This is a genomic window from Mesorhizobium sp. RSR565B (genome assembly GCF_054719465.1).
In genome coordinates this window covers 2,147,251-2,163,018 of sequence record NZ_JBTTIE010000001.1, presented here as the reverse complement: position 1 = coordinate 2,163,018, position 15,768 = coordinate 2,147,251, and the positions used below count along the sequence as shown (strand labels likewise).

Here is a 15,768-nt window from a genome sequence, read left to right as displayed (position 1 = left end):
GATATCCGGTCGGCGCTCATGGTTCAGCCGGCGCGTTGCTGCGTTTGCCGTAGCGGTTCGGACCGGGGTCACCGCGGAAACACGCTAGAACGATGAGAAGAATGGGGCCGATGATAAGAGAGATCAACGCGTAATAAGTCGGCTTGCCGAAATCATGAAACCGCTTTGCGGTTACCGCAAAGCTCGACCATGTCGAGATCAGCAAAACGACCCAGAACACAAGTGCCCAGTTCTGGCTGGTTGCGGTGCCGGGTTCCAGTCTCGACAACTGGTAGAGCGGGAAAAACTGTGCAAGCACCAGCAGCAGCCCGGCGAGCACGTAGGCACTTGGGCTGACGCGCCCTGAGAGGCTGAAGAAAAGCCAGGGAAGTGGTGGTGTGTTGGGCAATCTGGAGCGCTCTGGTTGCTCGGACAGGATCAATCACGCAGCAGTTCGTTGATCGAGGTTTTCGACCGGGTCTTGGCATCGACGCGCTTGACGATGACGGCGCAGTAGAGGCCAGGGCCCGGCTCGTTGTTCGGAAAGGCCTTGCCCGGCATCGAGCCGGCGACGACGACCGAATTCGGCGGCACCTCGCCATAAAACACTTCGCCGGTGGCGCGGTCGACGATCTTGGTCGACTGGCCGATGAACACACCCATTCCGAGCACCGAGCCTTCGCGCACGATGCAGCCCTCGACCACTTCGGAGCGCGCGCCGATGAAGCAATTGTCCTCGATGATGGTTGGGCCGGCCTGCATCGGCTCCAGCACCCCGCCGATGCCGACGCCGCCCGAGAGGTGCACATTCTTGCCGATCTGGGCGCAGGAGCCGACCGAGGCCCAGGTGTCGACCATGGTGCCGCTGTCGACATAGGCGCCGACATTGACGAAGGACGGCATCAGCACCGCGCCCGGCGCGACATAGGCCGAGCGGCGCACGATCGAAGACGGCACGGCGCGGAAGCCTGCCTTCTCGAAATCGACCGCGCTCCAGCCGTCGAACTTCGACGCCACCTTGTCCCACCAGACCGCCTGGCCGGGGCCGCCCTTGATGATCTCCATCGGATAGAGCCGGAACGAGAGCAGCACCGCCTTCTTCAGCCATTGGTTGACATGCCATTTGCCATCGGCCTGGCGCTCGGCAACGCGCACGATGCCACGGTCGAGCAGGTCGAGTGAGGACTGGATGGCGTCGCGCGTTTCGCCCCGGGTCGCGGTCGAAATCGTGTCGCGCTCCTCGAAGGCCTTCTCGATCGTCTTTTCGAGGCTGGCCAGATCAGGCTTCGACATGAATTCGCTCCGTTACCACGCTGTTAAGGCCGTCGGCCTTAACCTTGTTTTGAAAGTCGCGCGGACCCTATGTTAAGGCGTATTGGGGGTCAATCGCGCGTGCGCCATGGGACGGCGCAAGTGAACTGTTGGGACGGGTAGAAAGCATATGACTCCTATGGAAAAGGCGGGATGGACGCCGCTGCCGCATTCGGACGAGGATCTGGAGCGCTCGAAAAGCGTTCCCGACACGCCGCAGACGCGCGCCGAAACCTACCGGCTGGCCTGGAACGATCCCGACTTCATGACGCGCCGGGAATTGCGCGCTGTGCGCTTGCAGCTTGAGCTCTTGAAGCCCGAAATGATCCTGGCCGAGCGCGGCATCCGCTCGACGGTCATCCTGTTCGGCGGCGCGCGTATTCCCGAGCCCGGCGGCGAGGCCTGGGCCGCCAAGAACGAGACGCAGAAGAAAAACCTCGAGGAAAACAGCAAATATTACGAGGAGGCGCGCAAATTCGCCCGCCTCTGCTCACAGCAATCGGCCACGTCCTACTACCGCGAATTCGTCGTCGTCACCGGCGGCGGTCCAGGCGTCATGGAGGCGGGAAATCGCGGCGCCGACGATGTCGGCGCGCCGTCGATCGGCCTCAACATCGTCCTGCCGCACGAGCAGGCGCCGAACGCCTATGTGACCCCGGAGCTGTGCTTCAACTTCCACTATTTCGCCATCCGCAAGATGCATTTCGTCATGCGCGCCAAGGCCGTCGCGGTGTTTCCGGGCGGCTTCGGCACCATGGACGAATTCTTCGAGACGCTGACGCTGATCCAGACCGGCCGCATGGAGCGCGTGCCGGTGATCCTGTTCGGCAAGGCGTTCTGGCAGCGCGCGATCGACCTCGATTTCCTGGCCGAACAAGGCACCATCACGCCCGGCGACCAGGATATCATCGACTTTGTCGACACCGCCGACGAGGCCTGGGGGATCATCAGCCGCTTCTACAAGTTGGGGGAGTAGGGGAACCGGGAATTGAAGAACTGAAGAATTGAGGAAAAGGAGGTCCGGATCGGTCTCCCTTTCACCAGTTCTTCAATTCTTCAGCTCCTCAATTCCTCTACCCCCTCCACTATCCCCGTCAGAAACGTCGCGAGATCGTCGGTGACGAAATCGACGTCGTCCTCATTGGCCGGATCGCGTTCCCAGATCTCGGCAAAGGTCGGCTCGAAATTGCGCGGCACCACCAGCACCGTGGTCATGCCCAGTGATTTCGGCACCTCGAGGTTGCGGGCGAGATCCTCGAACATCACCGCATTGTGTCCGGTGACGGCGTGCAGTTCGGCAAACTTCTCATAGGTCTGCCGCGACGGCTTCGGCGTCAGCCCGGCGGCGACGATATCGAAAATGTCGTCGAAATGGTCGAGTATGCCGAGCTGGCGCGCGGTGCGCTCGGCGTGCCTGCGGTCGCCATTGGTGAAGATGAACTTGCGGCCGGGCAGCTGGCGGATGGCGGTGCCCAGCACCGGATCCGGCACCAGCCACGAATAGTCGATATCATGCACCTTTTCGAGAAAGTCGTCGGGGTCGATGCCGTGACGCGTCATCAGCCCGTTCAGCGTCGTGCCATATTCCTGATAGAGTTCCTTCTGCAGCTTGCGCGCTTCCTCGCGCGGCAGCGTGAGCAGTTCTCCGACATAGGCCGTCATCTTGACGTCGATCTGCGAAAACAGATTCGAATGGTGCGGATAAAGCGTGTTGTCGAGGTCGAACACCCAGTCGGTGACATGGGCGAAGCGGGCGGGATCGGGCAGCGTGGTCATGGCGTCCTTATGGCATGAAATATCTGCCGTTCGAACCCCTTTCTGATGTAGAGCTTATCCACAACCTATGTGCATCTAGAGTTGTAAAAAATGGGCTCACCATTCAAATTTTAGCCATCACGGAAAGGTGGCCTTCAGGGCTTGCTGGCACAGAGACGGTTCAGTGGGAGCCAGCGATGAGTCGCATAGTCTTAAAGTCCGCCGCGGTCGCATTCGGCTCGGTAGCCATCTCGCTTTTGCTGACGCTGATCATCGTTCCCGCCATGGGTTTTCCGGTCGACCGCACTGTCTGGCTGACATCGACGGTGTGCCCGCTGGCGCTCGCCTGGATCGCCTGCGCCAGCACCTTCTGGCAGAGCGACCGACTGAAAAACGCGCATCGCGATCTCGCCCGCGCGCATGCCCAGCTCGCCGCCGCGCATCGGCGCCTGTCGGCGAAGGCGAGCCGCGACGACATGACCGGCATGCTCAACCGCGAGAGCTTCTTTGCCGCGTTGGACGGCTCGCGGCGCAAATCCGATCGCGGCGCGCTGCTGATCATCGACGCCGACCATTTCAAGGCGATCAACGACAGTTTCGGCCATCTGACCGGCGATGACGCACTGGTGTTGATCGCCAGCGCCATCGAGCGCGGCGTCCGCAGCGGCGACGTGCTCGGCCGCATTGGCGGTGAGGAGTTCGGCGCCTTCCTGGTCGGCGCTACGGAAGCCGAAGCCCGGCGCGTGGCCGAGCGCATCCGCCGTGAAGTCGAGCTGGTCCGCTTTCGTCCGGTCGACGAGCGCACGGTGCCGCTGACCGTCTCGATCGGCGGCATCACCTGTGCGCAAGATGCCGATGTCTCGGACCTGATGCGCGCCGCCGACCGCCGGCTCTACGAGGCGAAGCACCGCGGCCGCAATTTGTCGATCCTAGACCGGGATATTTCCGAAGCTGCCTGAGGTGTTGGTGGTGGGGCTGTTAACGGATCGCCAACATTGTTTCCACGCAACTGCGCCGTTTACCGGGTTGTAACTCGTTTATAGGCAAGGCTTGGCACGGGAATGGCATGTCTGGCCGGTACGTGTGCCGTTCAGGGAACGCCATGCGTGGATCGAAGCCCCCATCCAGAGACGTGTCATGAGTTTCTTCATCAGGAAAATATCGCGCCGCACCATCGTGCAGGCGCTGATTGCGATGCCGGCGCTACAGCTTTTTCGCAAGCAGCCTGACAGCGACCGCCCCCCGTCCGATCCCGACGAGATCGTCGTGGTCAATGGCTGGATCCTGAAGCGGAGCGACCTGGCATGATCTTCGACAGCTATGAGGCGTTTCGAGCCTCGGATTTCAAGCCCAAGGTCTGCATTCTCGGCTCCGGGCCGGCCGGCACCACCATTGCCAGAAAGCTCGGCGCCGCCGGCATTCCGGTCGTGGTGCTGGAGGCCGGCGCACGCGAATTCAGCGACGAGTCGCAGGATTTCTACCGCGGCTCCACGGTCGGCGATCAATATTTCGATCTCGACATCACCCGGCTGCGCTTCATGGGCGGGTCGTCGAACCACTGGGCCGGCTGGTGCCGCGTGCTCGACAAGCAGGACTTTGAGCCCAAGGCATGGGCGCCGGACACCGGCTGGCCAATCGCCCGGACCGACATCGAGCCCTATCTGTCCGAGGTGCACGACATACTCGAGCTTCCCGACTTCAAGCCCGATGTGCCGATTTCAGACGACATACGCTGGGTGCAGCTGATCAAGAGCCCGGCCGTGCGCTTTGGCGAGAAATTCTCCGACGAGCTCGACAAGAGCAAGAACATAGCGCTCGTGCTCAACACCTATGCCACCGAACTTGCCGGGGACGGCAAACGAGTGACCGGCGCCAGGCTGTGGTCGAACGGCAAGGATGCCGGCGCCTTCAGCGCCGATTGTTTCATCGTCTGCGCCGGCGGGCTGGAGAATTCGCGGCTGCTTCTATGGTCGAACCAGCGCTCGAATGGCGGCGTGGTGCCGAACGCCACGGCACTTGGCCGCTACTGGATGGAGCACCCGACCTTCGAGGGCGGCAATGCCATCCTGGCCGATTACAGGGAGTTCGAGGTTGATGCCGTCAACGAGGCGTTCTTCTCGCCGACGCTCGCCGCCATGGAGCGGCTGCAGATCATGAATTTCGGCATACGCCTGATCGAGACGCCCTATGCCGGCGTCAAGAGCCTGATTGCCGACCTCGCCTGCACCGCGCCCGAGGCCGCCGAATGGATCGCCTACCAGCTCAGCCAGAACCTGCGCTGCGCCGCCCAGCTCTACGTCGCCTGGGAACAGGCGCCGCTGGCCTCGAACCATATCGAATTGTCGAAGACCGATGTCGACCGTGCCGGCGTGCCGCGCATCGAGCTGCACTGGAAGAAGTCGCCGTTGGAGCGCCGCACCATCCTCGAGGGGCTCAAGCTGTTCGGAACGACGCTGATCGAGAAGGACCTCGGCCGCGTCCGCATCATGGACTGGCTGACCAATGGCGAGGACTACCCGACGGATGAGGAACTGGCCGGCCACCACCACATGGGCGGCACGCGCATGGGCACCGATATCACCAAGAGCGTGGTCGACGCCAACTGCAAGGTGCACGGCATGGACAATCTCTATGTCGGCGGCTCGTCGGTGTTCTGCACGTCGGGCGAATGCAACCCGACGACGACAATCACCGCACTTGCCTGCCGGCTAGGCGACCATCTGACCAAAGTAATCACGGTGTGACGAAGTCATCCACGGTGTGACGAAGTCATTACCGTCTGATGTCAAAAAAGCGAACGGCGCGACAGGATTGCTGCCGGCGCTACCCATGCCTTGGTGTCGAAACCCTCGGAAATCAGCGCCAACGAGATCTCCCTCCCCCTTGTGGGGAGGATTAAGGGTGGGGATAGGTGCCGCGCAAACCCTTCAGGATTTGCTAAACCGTCGCTGGATCCAGGGTCGGCTGCCCCTTGCGGCGGGCAACGATCGCCTTGAAATCGGCGGTCCGGAACGCATCGCGCAGCACGTCGAAGGACGGCAGCACGAAATAAGCGCGCTGGAACTTGTCGATCTCGTAACCGGTGCGCATTACCGTTTCGAGGTCGAAGGGCACGTGGTGCGCGTCCGGGCTCGCGACGGCGAACTGCAATTCGGTGAACGACGACATCAGCCCGGCGCCGAAAGCTTTCAGCTTCTGGCCCTCCTCCTGTATCAGCCCGTATTCGGCGGTGTACCAGTAGAGCCGGGTGATCATCTCGTCACCGCCCAGCGCAATCACGCTCTCAGCCTTTTCGCCATACATCTGCATGAAGTCGGCAAACACCGGCTGTGTCAGGATGGGCACATGGCCGAAGAAGTCGTGGAACATGTCGGGTTCGACGATGTAGTCGAGCTCGTCCTTGGTGCGCAGCCAGTTGGTCACCGGAAAGCGCCGGTTGGCGAGATGGTCGAAGAAGGGCGCGGCCGGGATGAGGCCAGGCACGGCGACGATTTCCCAGCCGGTCAGCTTGCGCAGCCTGTCTGAGACCGCGCCGAAATCCGGGATCTTGTCGAGCAGGCCGAGTGCGGCGACGCCATCGAGATAGGAATGGTGCGCCAGCTTCTGCGTCAGCTTGGTCTGCCGGTCGCACAGCGTGCGCCACACCGCCTGTTCGTCGGCGCTGTAATCATAGCCCTGCGCCACGGTGAAATCGGAACGGCACACTGAATAGTCGCCACGCAGGCCTTGCGCCGCGCAATCACGGGCATATTCGGCAACGCTCATCGTCGTCATGGTTCTTCTCCCCTGATCGTGACACTTGAATCTGTCCGCAGAGTCTAGCGGCGGCCGGCGAGGCAATTCAGCTTTGATGATGGCTTGGGTCCATGATTTGAGGTAAAAATCACCAAGCAGAAGCTGAAAGAGAGTGAAAATGCCTCAGTTCGACGATTTCGAGATCAAGATGCTGGATGTGCTTCAGCGCGATGGACGCAAGCCCGTGTCCGAACTGGCGCAGGAGATCGGCCTGTCGACGACGCCTTGCGCCCGCCGCTTCGAGGCGCTGCAGGAGGCCGGCATCATCAAGGGCTTTGCCGCCGTGCTCAACCGCCGCGCCGTCGGCCTGATGGTCGAGGTGTTCATCCAGGTGCGGCTCACCAGCCACAGCGACGGTTCGCCCGAAACCTTCATCGCCGCCGTGCAACGCATGGACGAAGTGTCGTCATGCTGGACGATGACCGGCGACCACGATTTCCTGCTGCACGTCATGGTGCCGTCGGTCGACGAACTCAACGCCTTCGTCATGCACCGCCTGATGCGCCTTGCCGGCGTGCGCGACGTTCACACCCAGCTGGTGCTGCAGAACATCAAGGGCCCGGGCCACGTGCCGCTCGCCCACCTCAGGCGGTAGGACACGCACCGCCATTTCTGCGGAAAAGCTGCACGCAAACTGCTGAACGGAGCCCAAATGCGAAACTGAAACGCCGGCTACGCCATGCGGACCGTCGCTCAAAGGTCCGTCATGAACATCGTGCTGATCAATCCGCCGCACACCGCCATCGGCAGCCGCGTGCCCGATGACCATCTGCCACCGCTCGGCCTGCTGGCACTGGGCGGCCCGCTTATCGACGCCGGCCATAAAGTCCGGCTGGTCGATGCCGAATTCGGGCCGATGCCGTTGGAAACTCTGGTGCGCGATGCGCTCAGCGGCCAGCCCGATTGCATCCTGATCGGCCACTCCGGCTCGACCTCGGCGCATCCCACCGCGCTCGCGATCGCCCGCATGGTCAAGGCGCTCGAGCCGGCGACGCTGGTGATCTATGGCGGCGTGTTCCCGACCTATCACTGGCGCGACATATTGGCGGCGAGCGATGTCTTCGACTTCATCGTGCGCGGCGAGGGCGAGGCAACCATCCTTGCCCTGGTCGTGGCACTGGACAATCGCCGGCCGCTGGGCGATGTCGCGGGTATCGCCTATCGCGACGATCTCGGCCGCCCCTTCGCGACGCGGCCGGCCGGGACCACTGCCAATCTGGACGAGTACCGCGTCGGCTGGGAGCTGATCGATCACCGCCGCTACAGCTATTGGGGCGGCAAGCGCGCCGTGGTCATGCAGTTTTCGCGGGGCTGTCCGCATCTGTGCAACTATTGCGGCCAGCGCGGTTTCTGGACCCGCTGGCGGCACCGCGACCCCAAAAAATTTGCGCAGGAGATTGCCTGGCTGCACCGCCAGCACGGCGTCGAACTGATCAACCTCGCCGACGAAAACCCGACCGTATCGAAGAAGGTTTGGCGCGCCTTTCTCGATGCGCTGATCGCCGAGAACGTGCCGGTGCTGATCGTCGGCTCGACCCGGGCCGACGACATCGTGCGCGATGCCGACATCCTGCACCTCTATCGCAAGGCCGGCGTCATCCGCTGGCTGCTCGGCATGGAAAACACCGACCAGCAGACGCTTCAACTGATCCGCAAGGGCGGCAGCACCTCATCCGACCGCGAGGCGATCCGGCTGCTCCGCCAGCATGGCATACTGTCCATGGCGACCTGGGTGGCGGGGTTCGAGGATGAGACCTTTCGCGATCTGTGGCGCGGCTTTCGCCAGCTGCTTGCCTACGACCCCGACCAGATCCAGGCGCTCTATGTCACGCCGCACCGCTGGACGCCGTTCTTCCGCATCGCCAAGGACCGCAAGGTGATCCAGACGGATGCCCGGCTGTGGGACTACAAGCACCAGGTGCTGCAGATGACCCGGCTGAAACCGTGGATGCTGTTCTTCTCGGTCAAGCTGATCGAGGTCGCGGTGCAGTCGCGGCCGAAGGCGCTGGCGCGCATTCTCTTCCACCCCGATCCCGAACAGCGCCATTCGATGCGCTGGTACACCCAAATGGGCCGCCGCGTGTGGTTCCGCGAGGTCTGGGGTTTCCTGGCCCGCGACCGCCGCCTCAAGGATGGTCCGACGCTGGCTGAGTTCTGGGGCGCGCCGCAGGATGCCGATGAGGAATCCATGGTCGTCATGCGCCCGCCGCTCAAGCCGGCCGAAGCGGCTGTCGCGATCTCGGCCGGCACCTGACCGGCTCGCTGCCATTCATAGATACGTACCGTATGCGTATTGACATACGCGGCGTATGTACCCACCTCATGCATACGGGACGTATGTGAGTGTCCCGGACAATGGAGTGAAAATGACCAAACGTGACGCGATCTTTCCTGCCGGCAGGCAGGCTCTCTACGAGATCAATCGCTATTCTGCTGCAATCCGATCGGGCGATCTTTTGTTTGTCTCGGGCCAGGTCGGCAGCCGCGAGGACGGGTCGCCCGAACCTGTCTTCGAAAAGCAGGTCCAGCTTGCCTTCGACAATCTCGCGGCAGTGCTGAAAGCAGCGGGCGCCACGTTCGACGATATAGTCGACGTGACCACCTTCCACACCGATCCGGCAACGCAATGGCCCGTGATCGATGCCGTTCGGCTGAAGGTGTTCGGTGAACCGCCCTACACCAATTGGACGGCGGTCGGCGTCAACTGGTTAGCCGGCTTCGACTTCGAGATAAAGGTCATCGCGCGCCTGCCCCAGCCTGCCTAAGGGCTGGCCAGCCGACCAACTGGCCGCCAAGCCAGTTGCCGATCAGGGCACGATTAGCGTGCCGGCGCCGTGTTCGGTGAACAGTTCCAGAAGCACCGCATGCGGCGTCTTGCCGTTGAGGATGACGACGCCTTCGACGCCGCGCTCGATCGCCTCGATGCAGGTCTCGACTTTGGGGATCATGCCGCCCGACACCGTGCCGTCCTTGATCAGCGCCTTGGCTTCGGCCACCGTCAGCTCGTCGATCAGCTTCTTGTTCTTGTCGAGCACGCCGGGCACGTCGGTCAGGAACAAAAGGCGCGTCGCCTGGCAGGCGCCGGCGATGGCGCCGGCGAAGGTGTCGGCATTGATGTTGTAGGTATGGCCATCGCGGCCGGGCGCCACCGGCGCCAGCACCGGGATCATTTCGGAGCGCGCCAGCAGGTCGAGCAGGGTGCGGTCGACTTCGACCGGTTCGCCGACGAAACCGAGATCGAGCACACGCTCGATGTTGGAATCCGGGTCGATCATGGTCTTGCGCGCCTTTTCGGCGAACACCATGTTGCCGTCCTTGCCGCACAGGCCGATCGCCCATTCGCCCTCGGCGTTGATCAGCGCGACGATCTCCTTGTTGATCGAACCGGCCAGCACCATCTCGACGATTTCGACCGTCTTCTGATCCGTGACGCGCAGTCCGCCTTCGAACTTGGATTCGATGCCCATCTTGGCCAGCATGGCGCCGATCTGCGGCCCGCCGCCATGGACGACGATCGGGTTGACGCCGGACTGCTTCAGCAGCGCGATGTCACGGGCGAAAGCCTTGCCGAGCTCGATATCGCCCATGGCATGACCGCCATATTTCACCACCACCGTCTTGTGCTCGTAGCGCTGCATATAGGGCAGGGCCCGCGAGAGCAGGGCGGCCTGCATTTCGGCGGTGGCGGTGATCTCCGTCATCGGCATGGTTCCCTGGATGTGGGTAAGGACGGCGGCGTCTTAGCGGGAATTGGCCCAGGCCGCAAACAGCTTTGCTATCACGATGATGAAATCTGCCGGATCAGGCCGGCACCTTGAGCGGCGCCCGCCGCGTCAGCCACCCGGAAACCTTCTCCATCTGCGCAGCAAGCGACAAAAGCGTCCTGCTCGTCGCCGGGGCGGCCGACGGCCTGGATGCCGAGCGGCAGGCCGGCATCGGTGACATGGACCGGCAGCGCGATCGACGGCTGGCCGCTGACATTCTGGATCGCCGGCCAGTGGTGAACCACAGGCTCTTGTCCATCAATTGCCCAAACAAGGATCTGATCTCCAAGAGACGGGTCAAATGCAATTTGTCGAGCAGGTTTTCGATGAGCTCGTCGGCCCCCTTCGGGTCCATGGCGCCTCAGGCAAGCGGCGGATGCGCAATGATCGGGTTGCCTCGGCGCGCGCGATCGCAGCATCGACAAGGTCTGGCGGCGAGATCTCGCCTCTGTGCAACAGCTCTGCCAAGCCGGTCGCATCGTTCTCCCACAGCATCCGTTCGGCCGACATTGCTGTTCCCCTATCTGCGGGAGGCTAACGACAGCCGATTTCCTTGGCAACCGACCGGCGATTACTGGCGATCGGGCGCGGACATCGATTGCGTGGACAACAAGATTTCTGCCTTTGCAAATAAATCGTGATCGCTTAGCTTGTCCGTATGACGCCGCAGGATATCTCCACCCTGATTGTCCGGACCTCGATGAAGGATCGGACTGCGTTCGATCTGCTTTACCGGCAAACCAGTGCGAAACTTTTCGGCGTGTGCCTTCGTGTATTGAAGGATCGCGGAGATGCGGAAGAAGCGCTGCAAGAGGTCTTCGTCAAAGTGTGGACGAAGGCGGACCGTTTCGCTGTTTCCGATCTAAGCCCAATCTCCTGGCTGGTGGCCATAGCACGCAATCATGCGATTGATCGCATCCGGTCGCGACGCAAGCCCGCTGCCGATATCGATGCCGCGCTCGACGTGGCTGACCCCGGTCCGGGGCCAGAGGCTATGGTTGTTGCGGGCGGTGAATCCGAGCGCATCTATCAGTGCCTTGAAGAGTTGGAACAAGACCGGGCGCAAGCCGTTCGGGGTGCTTATTTGAACGGCGAAAGTTACGCCGAGCTCGCGGAACGTCACAAGGTTCCGCTCAACACGATGCGGACATGGCTGCGCCGCAGCCTGTTGAAACTTAGAGAATGTCTGGAAAGATGACCCTGGCAGAAGAAAATGGACCGGAACGTGGAGGCGACGACCTGCTCGCAGCCGAATACGTTCTCGGCGTGCTGCCGGCGGATGAGCGCCAGATAGCCTCCGGACGCATCGACGCGGAGACCGGCTTTGCCCGTCTCGTCGATTCCTGGGAAGTAAACCTCTCGCCGATGGCTGCCGCTTATGCTGAGGTACAGCCGCCGGCCACCATCAAGCCGGCTATCGATCGCCGGCTGTTCTCCTCCACCGCGGCGTCGACGACGGCCCCGAGCGGCAGCCTGTGGTCCAGCCTTAGCTTCTGGCGCGGCCTCACCGCAGCGGCTCTCGCGGCCCTGGTGCTCTATGTCGCCGTGCCTTACGTCAGGTCGCCGGTCGTCGTGCCGCAGGAGCGCCTCGTCGCCTCGCTGGCTGCCGAAGGCAGCGATGTCAAATACCTTGTCGTCTACGACGCTTCCCGCCGCGATGTCGGCCTGTCGCTGGTTTCGGGCGAACGCGCCGCCGGCAAGGACTTCGAACTGTGGATGATCGAAGGCAAGAATGCGCCGGTCTCGATGGGCGTCATCCCCGCCGGCCAGGTCGCCCATATCCCGGTTACCCCGGCCGTGCAGCAGAAGCTGGCGCAAGGCGCCGTGCTTGCTGTCAGCGTCGAGCCGACGGGCGGTTCGACGACGGGACAGCCGACCGGACCGGTCGTTGCCGCGGGCGACCTGAAGGGCATCTGATAGATCGTAAAACCATGACGTGACAATGAAGACAGCGGAAGTACATCTTCCGCTGTTTTCGTTTTGGATACGCTGCTGGAGATTAGAGGTTCGATCTGGGAGATTAATTCGCCGACAAAATAAAGGAAATTTTTCCCGGCGCGCGGAAACTCAGGCAGTTCTATTTCGTATCTCCTCTGTTCCGAAAGAGGAAACAATAACCCCGAGGAGTTCGAACACTATGCGTAGAATCGCCACCCTTTTGCTCGCCGGTACCATTGCCGTCTCCGCCCTCGCCACAATCGCCTATGCCGAGAATCCGATGGTTGGCGGCGCCGCCATGTACGCCAACAAGAACATCGTCGAGAACGCCGTCAATTCGAAGGATCACACGACACTGGTCGCCGCCGTCAAGGCTGCCGGCCTGATCGAGACGCTGCAGGGCGCCGGCCCGTTCACCGTCTTCGCGCCGACCAATGAGGCCTTCGCCGCGCTTCCGGCTGGCACGGTCGAGTCGCTGCTCAAGCCCGAGAACAAGGACAAGCTCACCAAGATCCTGACCTGCCATGTCATCGGCGCCAAGGCGATGGGCGCCGATGTCGCCTCGATGGCCAAGGCCGATGGCGGCACCCACAAGGTCAAGACGGTCGGCGGCTGCGAGCTGTCGCTCAAGGCCGATGGCGGCAAGGTCACCGTAGCCGACGAGAACGGCAATGTCGCCAATGTCACGATCGCCGATGTCGAGCAGTCGAACGGCGTCATCCACGTCATCGACAAGGTCCTGCTGCCGAAGATGTAACAAAGCCCCTGCCGCCGACGAACAGGCGGTAAGCTCTCTGATTGCGCGGCTCCCCCTTCGCGGGCCGCGCAATCTTCCGAGCGCTCCACGCCGTCCGCCACAAAACGCGGAGCCGGTTTGGAGCGTTCGGTTTGCAGGGCAACCGTCACCGGCTTTTGATTTTCCAGTGGCGGCCAAATCTGGCAAAATGATCCGCAGGAGGATTTCCGTCATGCACCGTCGCGACTTGCTTTTGAGTGGCGTCGCCTTTGCGGCCGTCGCCGGCGCCTTGGCAACGCTACGCTTGGGCGGAACCCAGTCCGCCAGAGCTGCCGAAACCTTCGAGGTCACCAAGACCGACGCCGAGTGGCACGCCATCCTGTCGGATGAAGCCTTCAATGTGCTGCGCAAGGAAGGCACCGAATATCCCGGCACCAGCCCGCTGCTCAACGAGCACCGCAAGGGCATTTTCGCCTGCGCCGGCTGCGACCTGCCGGTCTATTCCTCGGAGACCAAGTTCGAATCCGGCACCGGCTGGCCGAGCTTCTGGCAGGAGATTGCCAACGCCGTCGGCAAGACCGAGGACCGTTCGCTCGGCATGACGCGTACCGAGGTCCACTGCCGCCGCTGTGGCGGCCATCTCGGCCATGTCTTCGACGATGGCCCGGCGCCGACCGGCCTGCGCCATTGCATCAACGGCGTGGCGCTCAGCTTCAAGCCGGCCACTGCCTGACCGTTCGGCGTCTTTTAGCGGGATTGGGGATTTGGCGCCGGTGTGACGACCGCCTCCTATCTCTTGAAATGGGGCGAAAACAGTCAACTTCAAGAATTGGCAGACGGCTTTTTATGCGTAGATTCCGCAGCCCTTAACGAGAGGGCCAGAACCTATGCAACGAACTGAAGCACGGGCTCGCGACGGCGAGCCCAAATCGACCGCCAAATCGACCGACGGTGTTGATGCGGACCGGCCGCGAATATCCCATTCCGTGGTGATCGCCGGCGGCGGCCCGACCGGGTTGATGCTGGCCGGCGAGCTTTCCCTGGCCGGCATCGATGTCGCCATCGTCGAGCGGCGCGAGAACCAGGACCTCGCCGGCGCGCGCTCGGGCGGCCTGCATTCGCGCACCATCGAGATCTTCGACCAGCGCGGCATTGCCGATCGGTTCCTGTCGCAAGGCCAGACCGCACAGGTCGCAGGCTTCGTCGGCGTTTCGCTTGATATCAGCGACTTCCCCACCCGCCACAATTACGGGCTGGCGCTGTGGCAAAAGCACATAGAGCGCATCCTTGCTGACTGGGTCGAGGAGCTTGGCGTCACGTTCTACCGTGGCCGCGAGGTGACAGGCTTGGTGCAGGATGGCGGCGGCGTCGATGTCGCGCTGAGCGATGGCGGGTCGCTTCGTGCCGATTATCTCGTCGGCTGCGACGGCGGCAGAAGCCTCGTGCGCAAGGCGGCGGGCATCGAGTTCCCCGGTTCCGAGCCGACAACCAGCAATTTGATCGCCGAGATCGAGGTAACGGAAGAGCCGCAATGGGGTATCCACCGCGATGCCATCGGAATTCACGGCCTCAGCAGACTGGAAGACGGTACGGTGCGGGTGCTGGTGACCGAACGCGAGGTCGGGGCCGGCGGCGTGCCCACATTGCATGAGCTCAGCGAGGCGCTCATTGCCGTCTACGGCACCGATTACGGCGTCCACAATCCAACATCGCTGGCCCGCTTCACCGACATGACCCGGCAGGCAGCCTCATACCGCAAGGGGCGGGTGCTGCTGGCAGGCGACGCCGCGCACGTGCATCCACCGGACGGTGGACAGGGGCTGCAGACCGGCGTGCAGGACGCGGTCAATCTGGGCTGGAAGCTCGCCCAAGTGGTCAGGAAAACTGCGCCCGAAAGCCTGCTCGACAGCTACCAGGCAGAGCGCCACCCGATTGCCGCGCGTGTGATGAAAAACACCATGGCGTCGGTCGTGCTCCGTCGCGAAGACGAGCGCACCAAGGCGCTGCGCGATACAGTGTCGGAACTTCTCGGCATGGAAGAGCCGCGCAAGCGTTTTGCCGGCATGTTGTCCGGCCTGGACATCCACTACGATCTTGGCGAGGGGCATCCGCTGCTGGGGCGTCGCATGCCGGATCTCGACCTCGTCACCGCTGCCGGTCCGCTGCCGGTTTTCGCCCTGCTGCACGACGCTCGGCCGCTGCTGCTTAATCTTGGTGAGCCCGGCGCTTTTGGTATCGGCCAGTGGGTGGAGCGGATTCAGCTGGTCGACGCCAGCTACGATGGCGCATGGGAGCTTCCGGTGCTGGGGGCAGTCGAAGCCCCACGCGCAGTGCTGGTCCGGCCTGACGGTTATGTGGCCTGGGTCGGCGGCCCTGAAGCAGCCGGGCTAACCGACTCGCTGACCAAATGGTTTGGGCCGCCTCGACCAAGGAGCTTGACAACGATCGATGCTTAAGCGTGACCCCGGAAATCGGGGGTGATTTCCGGGG

Annotated in this window: 18 protein-coding genes; 12 read left to right on the top strand and 6 right to left on the bottom strand. The window is 62.7% G+C overall.

The features are described from left to right. Positions 1–16: 16 nt before the first annotated feature. Both ACYG9R_RS10405 and dapD read right to left on the bottom strand, forming a co-directional pair. Positions 17–421 (bottom strand): DUF805 domain-containing protein, encoded by a 405-nt coding sequence (locus ACYG9R_RS10405; protein ID WP_081725464.1) that lies wholly within the window; start codon positions 419–421, stop codon positions 17–19. Further along, positions 418–1,272, bottom strand: a complete 855-nt coding sequence (gene dapD / locus ACYG9R_RS10400) for a 2,3,4,5-tetrahydropyridine-2,6-dicarboxylate N-succinyltransferase (RefSeq protein WP_023824006.1) — start codon at positions 1,270–1,272, stop codon at positions 418–420. The genes ACYG9R_RS10405 and dapD overlap by 4 nt, the downstream gene beginning before the upstream one ends. 148 nt (positions 1,273–1,420) lie before the next feature. Between dapD and ACYG9R_RS10395 the strand changes: the two genes are divergently transcribed. Next, positions 1,421–2,266, top strand: coding sequence for an LOG family protein (locus ACYG9R_RS10395; RefSeq protein ID WP_023681343.1), 846 nt, complete (start codon positions 1,421–1,423; stop codon positions 2,264–2,266). Positions 2,267–2,346: 80 nt separating this feature from the next. Here the strand turns inward: ACYG9R_RS10395 and ACYG9R_RS10390 are convergent, their stop codons facing one another. Beyond that, entirely contained in the window at positions 2,347–3,066 is a 720-nt protein-coding gene (locus ACYG9R_RS10390) for a pyrimidine 5'-nucleotidase (protein WP_023681344.1), read from the bottom strand. A 176-nt stretch (positions 3,067–3,242) separates the two neighbouring features. Here ACYG9R_RS10390 and ACYG9R_RS10385 point away from each other — a divergent pair, with 176 nt between their 5' ends. The 3 genes from ACYG9R_RS10385 to ACYG9R_RS10375 all read left to right on the top strand — a co-directional run bounded on the left by ACYG9R_RS10385 (position 3,243) and on the right by ACYG9R_RS10375 (position 5,789). Further along, positions 3,243–4,004 (top strand): GGDEF domain-containing protein, encoded by a 762-nt coding sequence (locus ACYG9R_RS10385; protein ID WP_023681345.1) that lies wholly within the window; start codon positions 3,243–3,245, stop codon positions 4,002–4,004. Positions 4,005–4,182: 178 nt separating this feature from the next. After that, a complete protein-coding gene (locus ACYG9R_RS10380; protein WP_023687468.1) occupies positions 4,183–4,353 on the top strand; it encodes a hypothetical protein in 171 nt (56 codons plus the stop codon). Beyond that, positions 4,350–5,789 (top strand): GMC oxidoreductase, encoded by a 1,440-nt coding sequence (locus ACYG9R_RS10375; protein ID WP_023703794.1) that lies wholly within the window; start codon positions 4,350–4,352, stop codon positions 5,787–5,789. Before ACYG9R_RS10380 ends, ACYG9R_RS10375 begins: the two co-directional genes overlap by 4 nt. 193 nt (positions 5,790–5,982) lie before the next feature. Here the strand turns inward: ACYG9R_RS10375 and phhA are convergent, their stop codons facing one another. Beyond that, entirely contained in the window at positions 5,983–6,819 is an 837-nt protein-coding gene (gene phhA, locus ACYG9R_RS10370; RefSeq protein WP_023687466.1) for a phenylalanine 4-monooxygenase, read from the bottom strand. 139 nt (positions 6,820–6,958) lie between these two features. Between phhA and ACYG9R_RS10365 the strand changes: the two genes are divergently transcribed. The 3 genes from ACYG9R_RS10365 to ACYG9R_RS10355 all read left to right on the top strand — a co-directional run bounded on the left by ACYG9R_RS10365 (position 6,959) and on the right by ACYG9R_RS10355 (position 9,605). Then, positions 6,959–7,435: an Lrp/AsnC family transcriptional regulator gene (locus ACYG9R_RS10365; RefSeq protein ID WP_023687465.1), complete on the top strand. Its 477-nt coding sequence runs from the start codon at positions 6,959–6,961 to the stop codon at positions 7,433–7,435. 111 nt (positions 7,436–7,546) lie between these two features. Then, positions 7,547–9,094, top strand: coding sequence for a magnesium-protoporphyrin IX monomethyl ester anaerobic oxidative cyclase (gene bchE / locus ACYG9R_RS10360; protein ID WP_023703792.1), 1,548 nt, complete (start codon positions 7,547–7,549; stop codon positions 9,092–9,094). Positions 9,095–9,206: 112 nt separating this feature from the next. Beyond that, on the top strand, positions 9,207–9,605 hold the full coding sequence (locus tag ACYG9R_RS10355) for a RidA family protein (protein ID WP_023687463.1): 399 nt from the start codon (positions 9,207–9,209) through the stop codon (positions 9,603–9,605). 42 nt (positions 9,606–9,647) lie between these two features. Here the strand turns inward: ACYG9R_RS10355 and argB are convergent, their stop codons facing one another. Continuing rightward, on the bottom strand, positions 9,648–10,541 hold the full coding sequence (gene argB, locus ACYG9R_RS10350) for an acetylglutamate kinase (protein WP_013528489.1): 894 nt from the start codon (positions 10,539–10,541) through the stop codon (positions 9,648–9,650). A 77-nt stretch (positions 10,542–10,618) separates the two neighbouring features. Then, complete coding sequence (locus tag ACYG9R_RS10345) at positions 10,619–10,849, bottom strand: amidase family protein (protein ID WP_023696030.1); 231 nt, start codon at positions 10,847–10,849, stop codon at positions 10,619–10,621. A gap of 413 nt (positions 10,850–11,262) precedes the next feature. On the opposite strand from ACYG9R_RS10345, the gene ACYG9R_RS10340 reads away from it, so the two are divergent. From ACYG9R_RS10340 to ACYG9R_RS10320, 5 genes are all read left to right on the top strand, one after another. Next, positions 11,263–11,802, top strand: a complete 540-nt coding sequence (locus ACYG9R_RS10340) for a sigma-70 family RNA polymerase sigma factor (protein ID WP_023673234.1) — start codon at positions 11,263–11,265, stop codon at positions 11,800–11,802. After that, positions 11,799–12,521, top strand: a complete 723-nt coding sequence (locus ACYG9R_RS10335) for an anti-sigma factor (protein ID WP_023824005.1) — start codon at positions 11,799–11,801, stop codon at positions 12,519–12,521. The genes ACYG9R_RS10340 and ACYG9R_RS10335 overlap by 4 nt, the downstream gene beginning before the upstream one ends. Positions 12,522–12,741: 220 nt before the next feature. Next, complete coding sequence (locus ACYG9R_RS10330) at positions 12,742–13,299, top strand: fasciclin domain-containing protein (RefSeq protein WP_023752344.1); 558 nt, start codon at positions 12,742–12,744, stop codon at positions 13,297–13,299. A gap of 211 nt (positions 13,300–13,510) precedes the next feature. Continuing rightward, entirely contained in the window at positions 13,511–14,011 is a 501-nt protein-coding gene (gene msrB / locus ACYG9R_RS10325) for a peptide-methionine (R)-S-oxide reductase MsrB (protein WP_023824004.1), read from the top strand. A 154-nt stretch (positions 14,012–14,165) separates the two neighbouring features. Then, positions 14,166–15,734 (top strand): FAD-dependent monooxygenase, encoded by a 1,569-nt coding sequence (locus tag ACYG9R_RS10320; protein WP_032886001.1) that lies wholly within the window; start codon positions 14,166–14,168, stop codon positions 15,732–15,734. Positions 15,735–15,768: the final 34 nt, after the last annotated feature.

Bases quoted from the DNA above. Each gene is read 5' to 3' on its own strand.
- dapD (WP_023824006.1), bottom strand. From the start codon at position 1,272: ATGTCGAAGCCTGATCTGGCCAGCCTCGAAAAGACGATCGAGAAGGCC.
- ACYG9R_RS10395 (WP_023681343.1), top strand. From the start codon at position 1,421: ATGACTCCTATGGAAAAGGCGGGATGGACGCCGCTGCCGCATTCGGAC.
- ACYG9R_RS10390 (WP_023681344.1), bottom strand. From the start codon at position 3,066: ATGACCACGCTGCCCGATCCCGCCCGCTTCGCCCATGTCACCGACTGG.
- ACYG9R_RS10385 (WP_023681345.1), top strand. From the start codon at position 3,243: ATGAGTCGCATAGTCTTAAAGTCCGCCGCGGTCGCATTCGGCTCGGTA.
- ACYG9R_RS10380 (WP_023687468.1), top strand. From the start codon at position 4,183: ATGAGTTTCTTCATCAGGAAAATATCGCGCCGCACCATCGTGCAGGCG.
- ACYG9R_RS10375 (WP_023703794.1), top strand. From the start codon at position 4,350: ATGATCTTCGACAGCTATGAGGCGTTTCGAGCCTCGGATTTCAAGCCC.
- phhA (WP_023687466.1), bottom strand. From the start codon at position 6,819: ATGACGACGATGAGCGTTGCCGAATATGCCCGTGATTGCGCGGCGCAA.
- ACYG9R_RS10365 (WP_023687465.1), top strand. From the start codon at position 6,959: ATGCCTCAGTTCGACGATTTCGAGATCAAGATGCTGGATGTGCTTCAG.
- bchE (WP_023703792.1), top strand. From the start codon at position 7,547: ATGAACATCGTGCTGATCAATCCGCCGCACACCGCCATCGGCAGCCGC.
- ACYG9R_RS10355 (WP_023687463.1), top strand. From the start codon at position 9,207: ATGACCAAACGTGACGCGATCTTTCCTGCCGGCAGGCAGGCTCTCTAC.
- argB (WP_013528489.1), bottom strand. From the start codon at position 10,541: ATGACGGAGATCACCGCCACCGCCGAAATGCAGGCCGCCCTGCTCTCG.
- ACYG9R_RS10340 (WP_023673234.1), top strand. From the start codon at position 11,263: ATGACGCCGCAGGATATCTCCACCCTGATTGTCCGGACCTCGATGAAG.
- ACYG9R_RS10335 (WP_023824005.1), top strand. From the start codon at position 11,799: ATGACCCTGGCAGAAGAAAATGGACCGGAACGTGGAGGCGACGACCTG.
- ACYG9R_RS10330 (WP_023752344.1), top strand. From the start codon at position 12,742: ATGCGTAGAATCGCCACCCTTTTGCTCGCCGGTACCATTGCCGTCTCC.
- msrB (WP_023824004.1), top strand. From the start codon at position 13,511: ATGCACCGTCGCGACTTGCTTTTGAGTGGCGTCGCCTTTGCGGCCGTC.
- ACYG9R_RS10320 (WP_032886001.1), top strand. From the start codon at position 14,166: ATGCAACGAACTGAAGCACGGGCTCGCGACGGCGAGCCCAAATCGACC.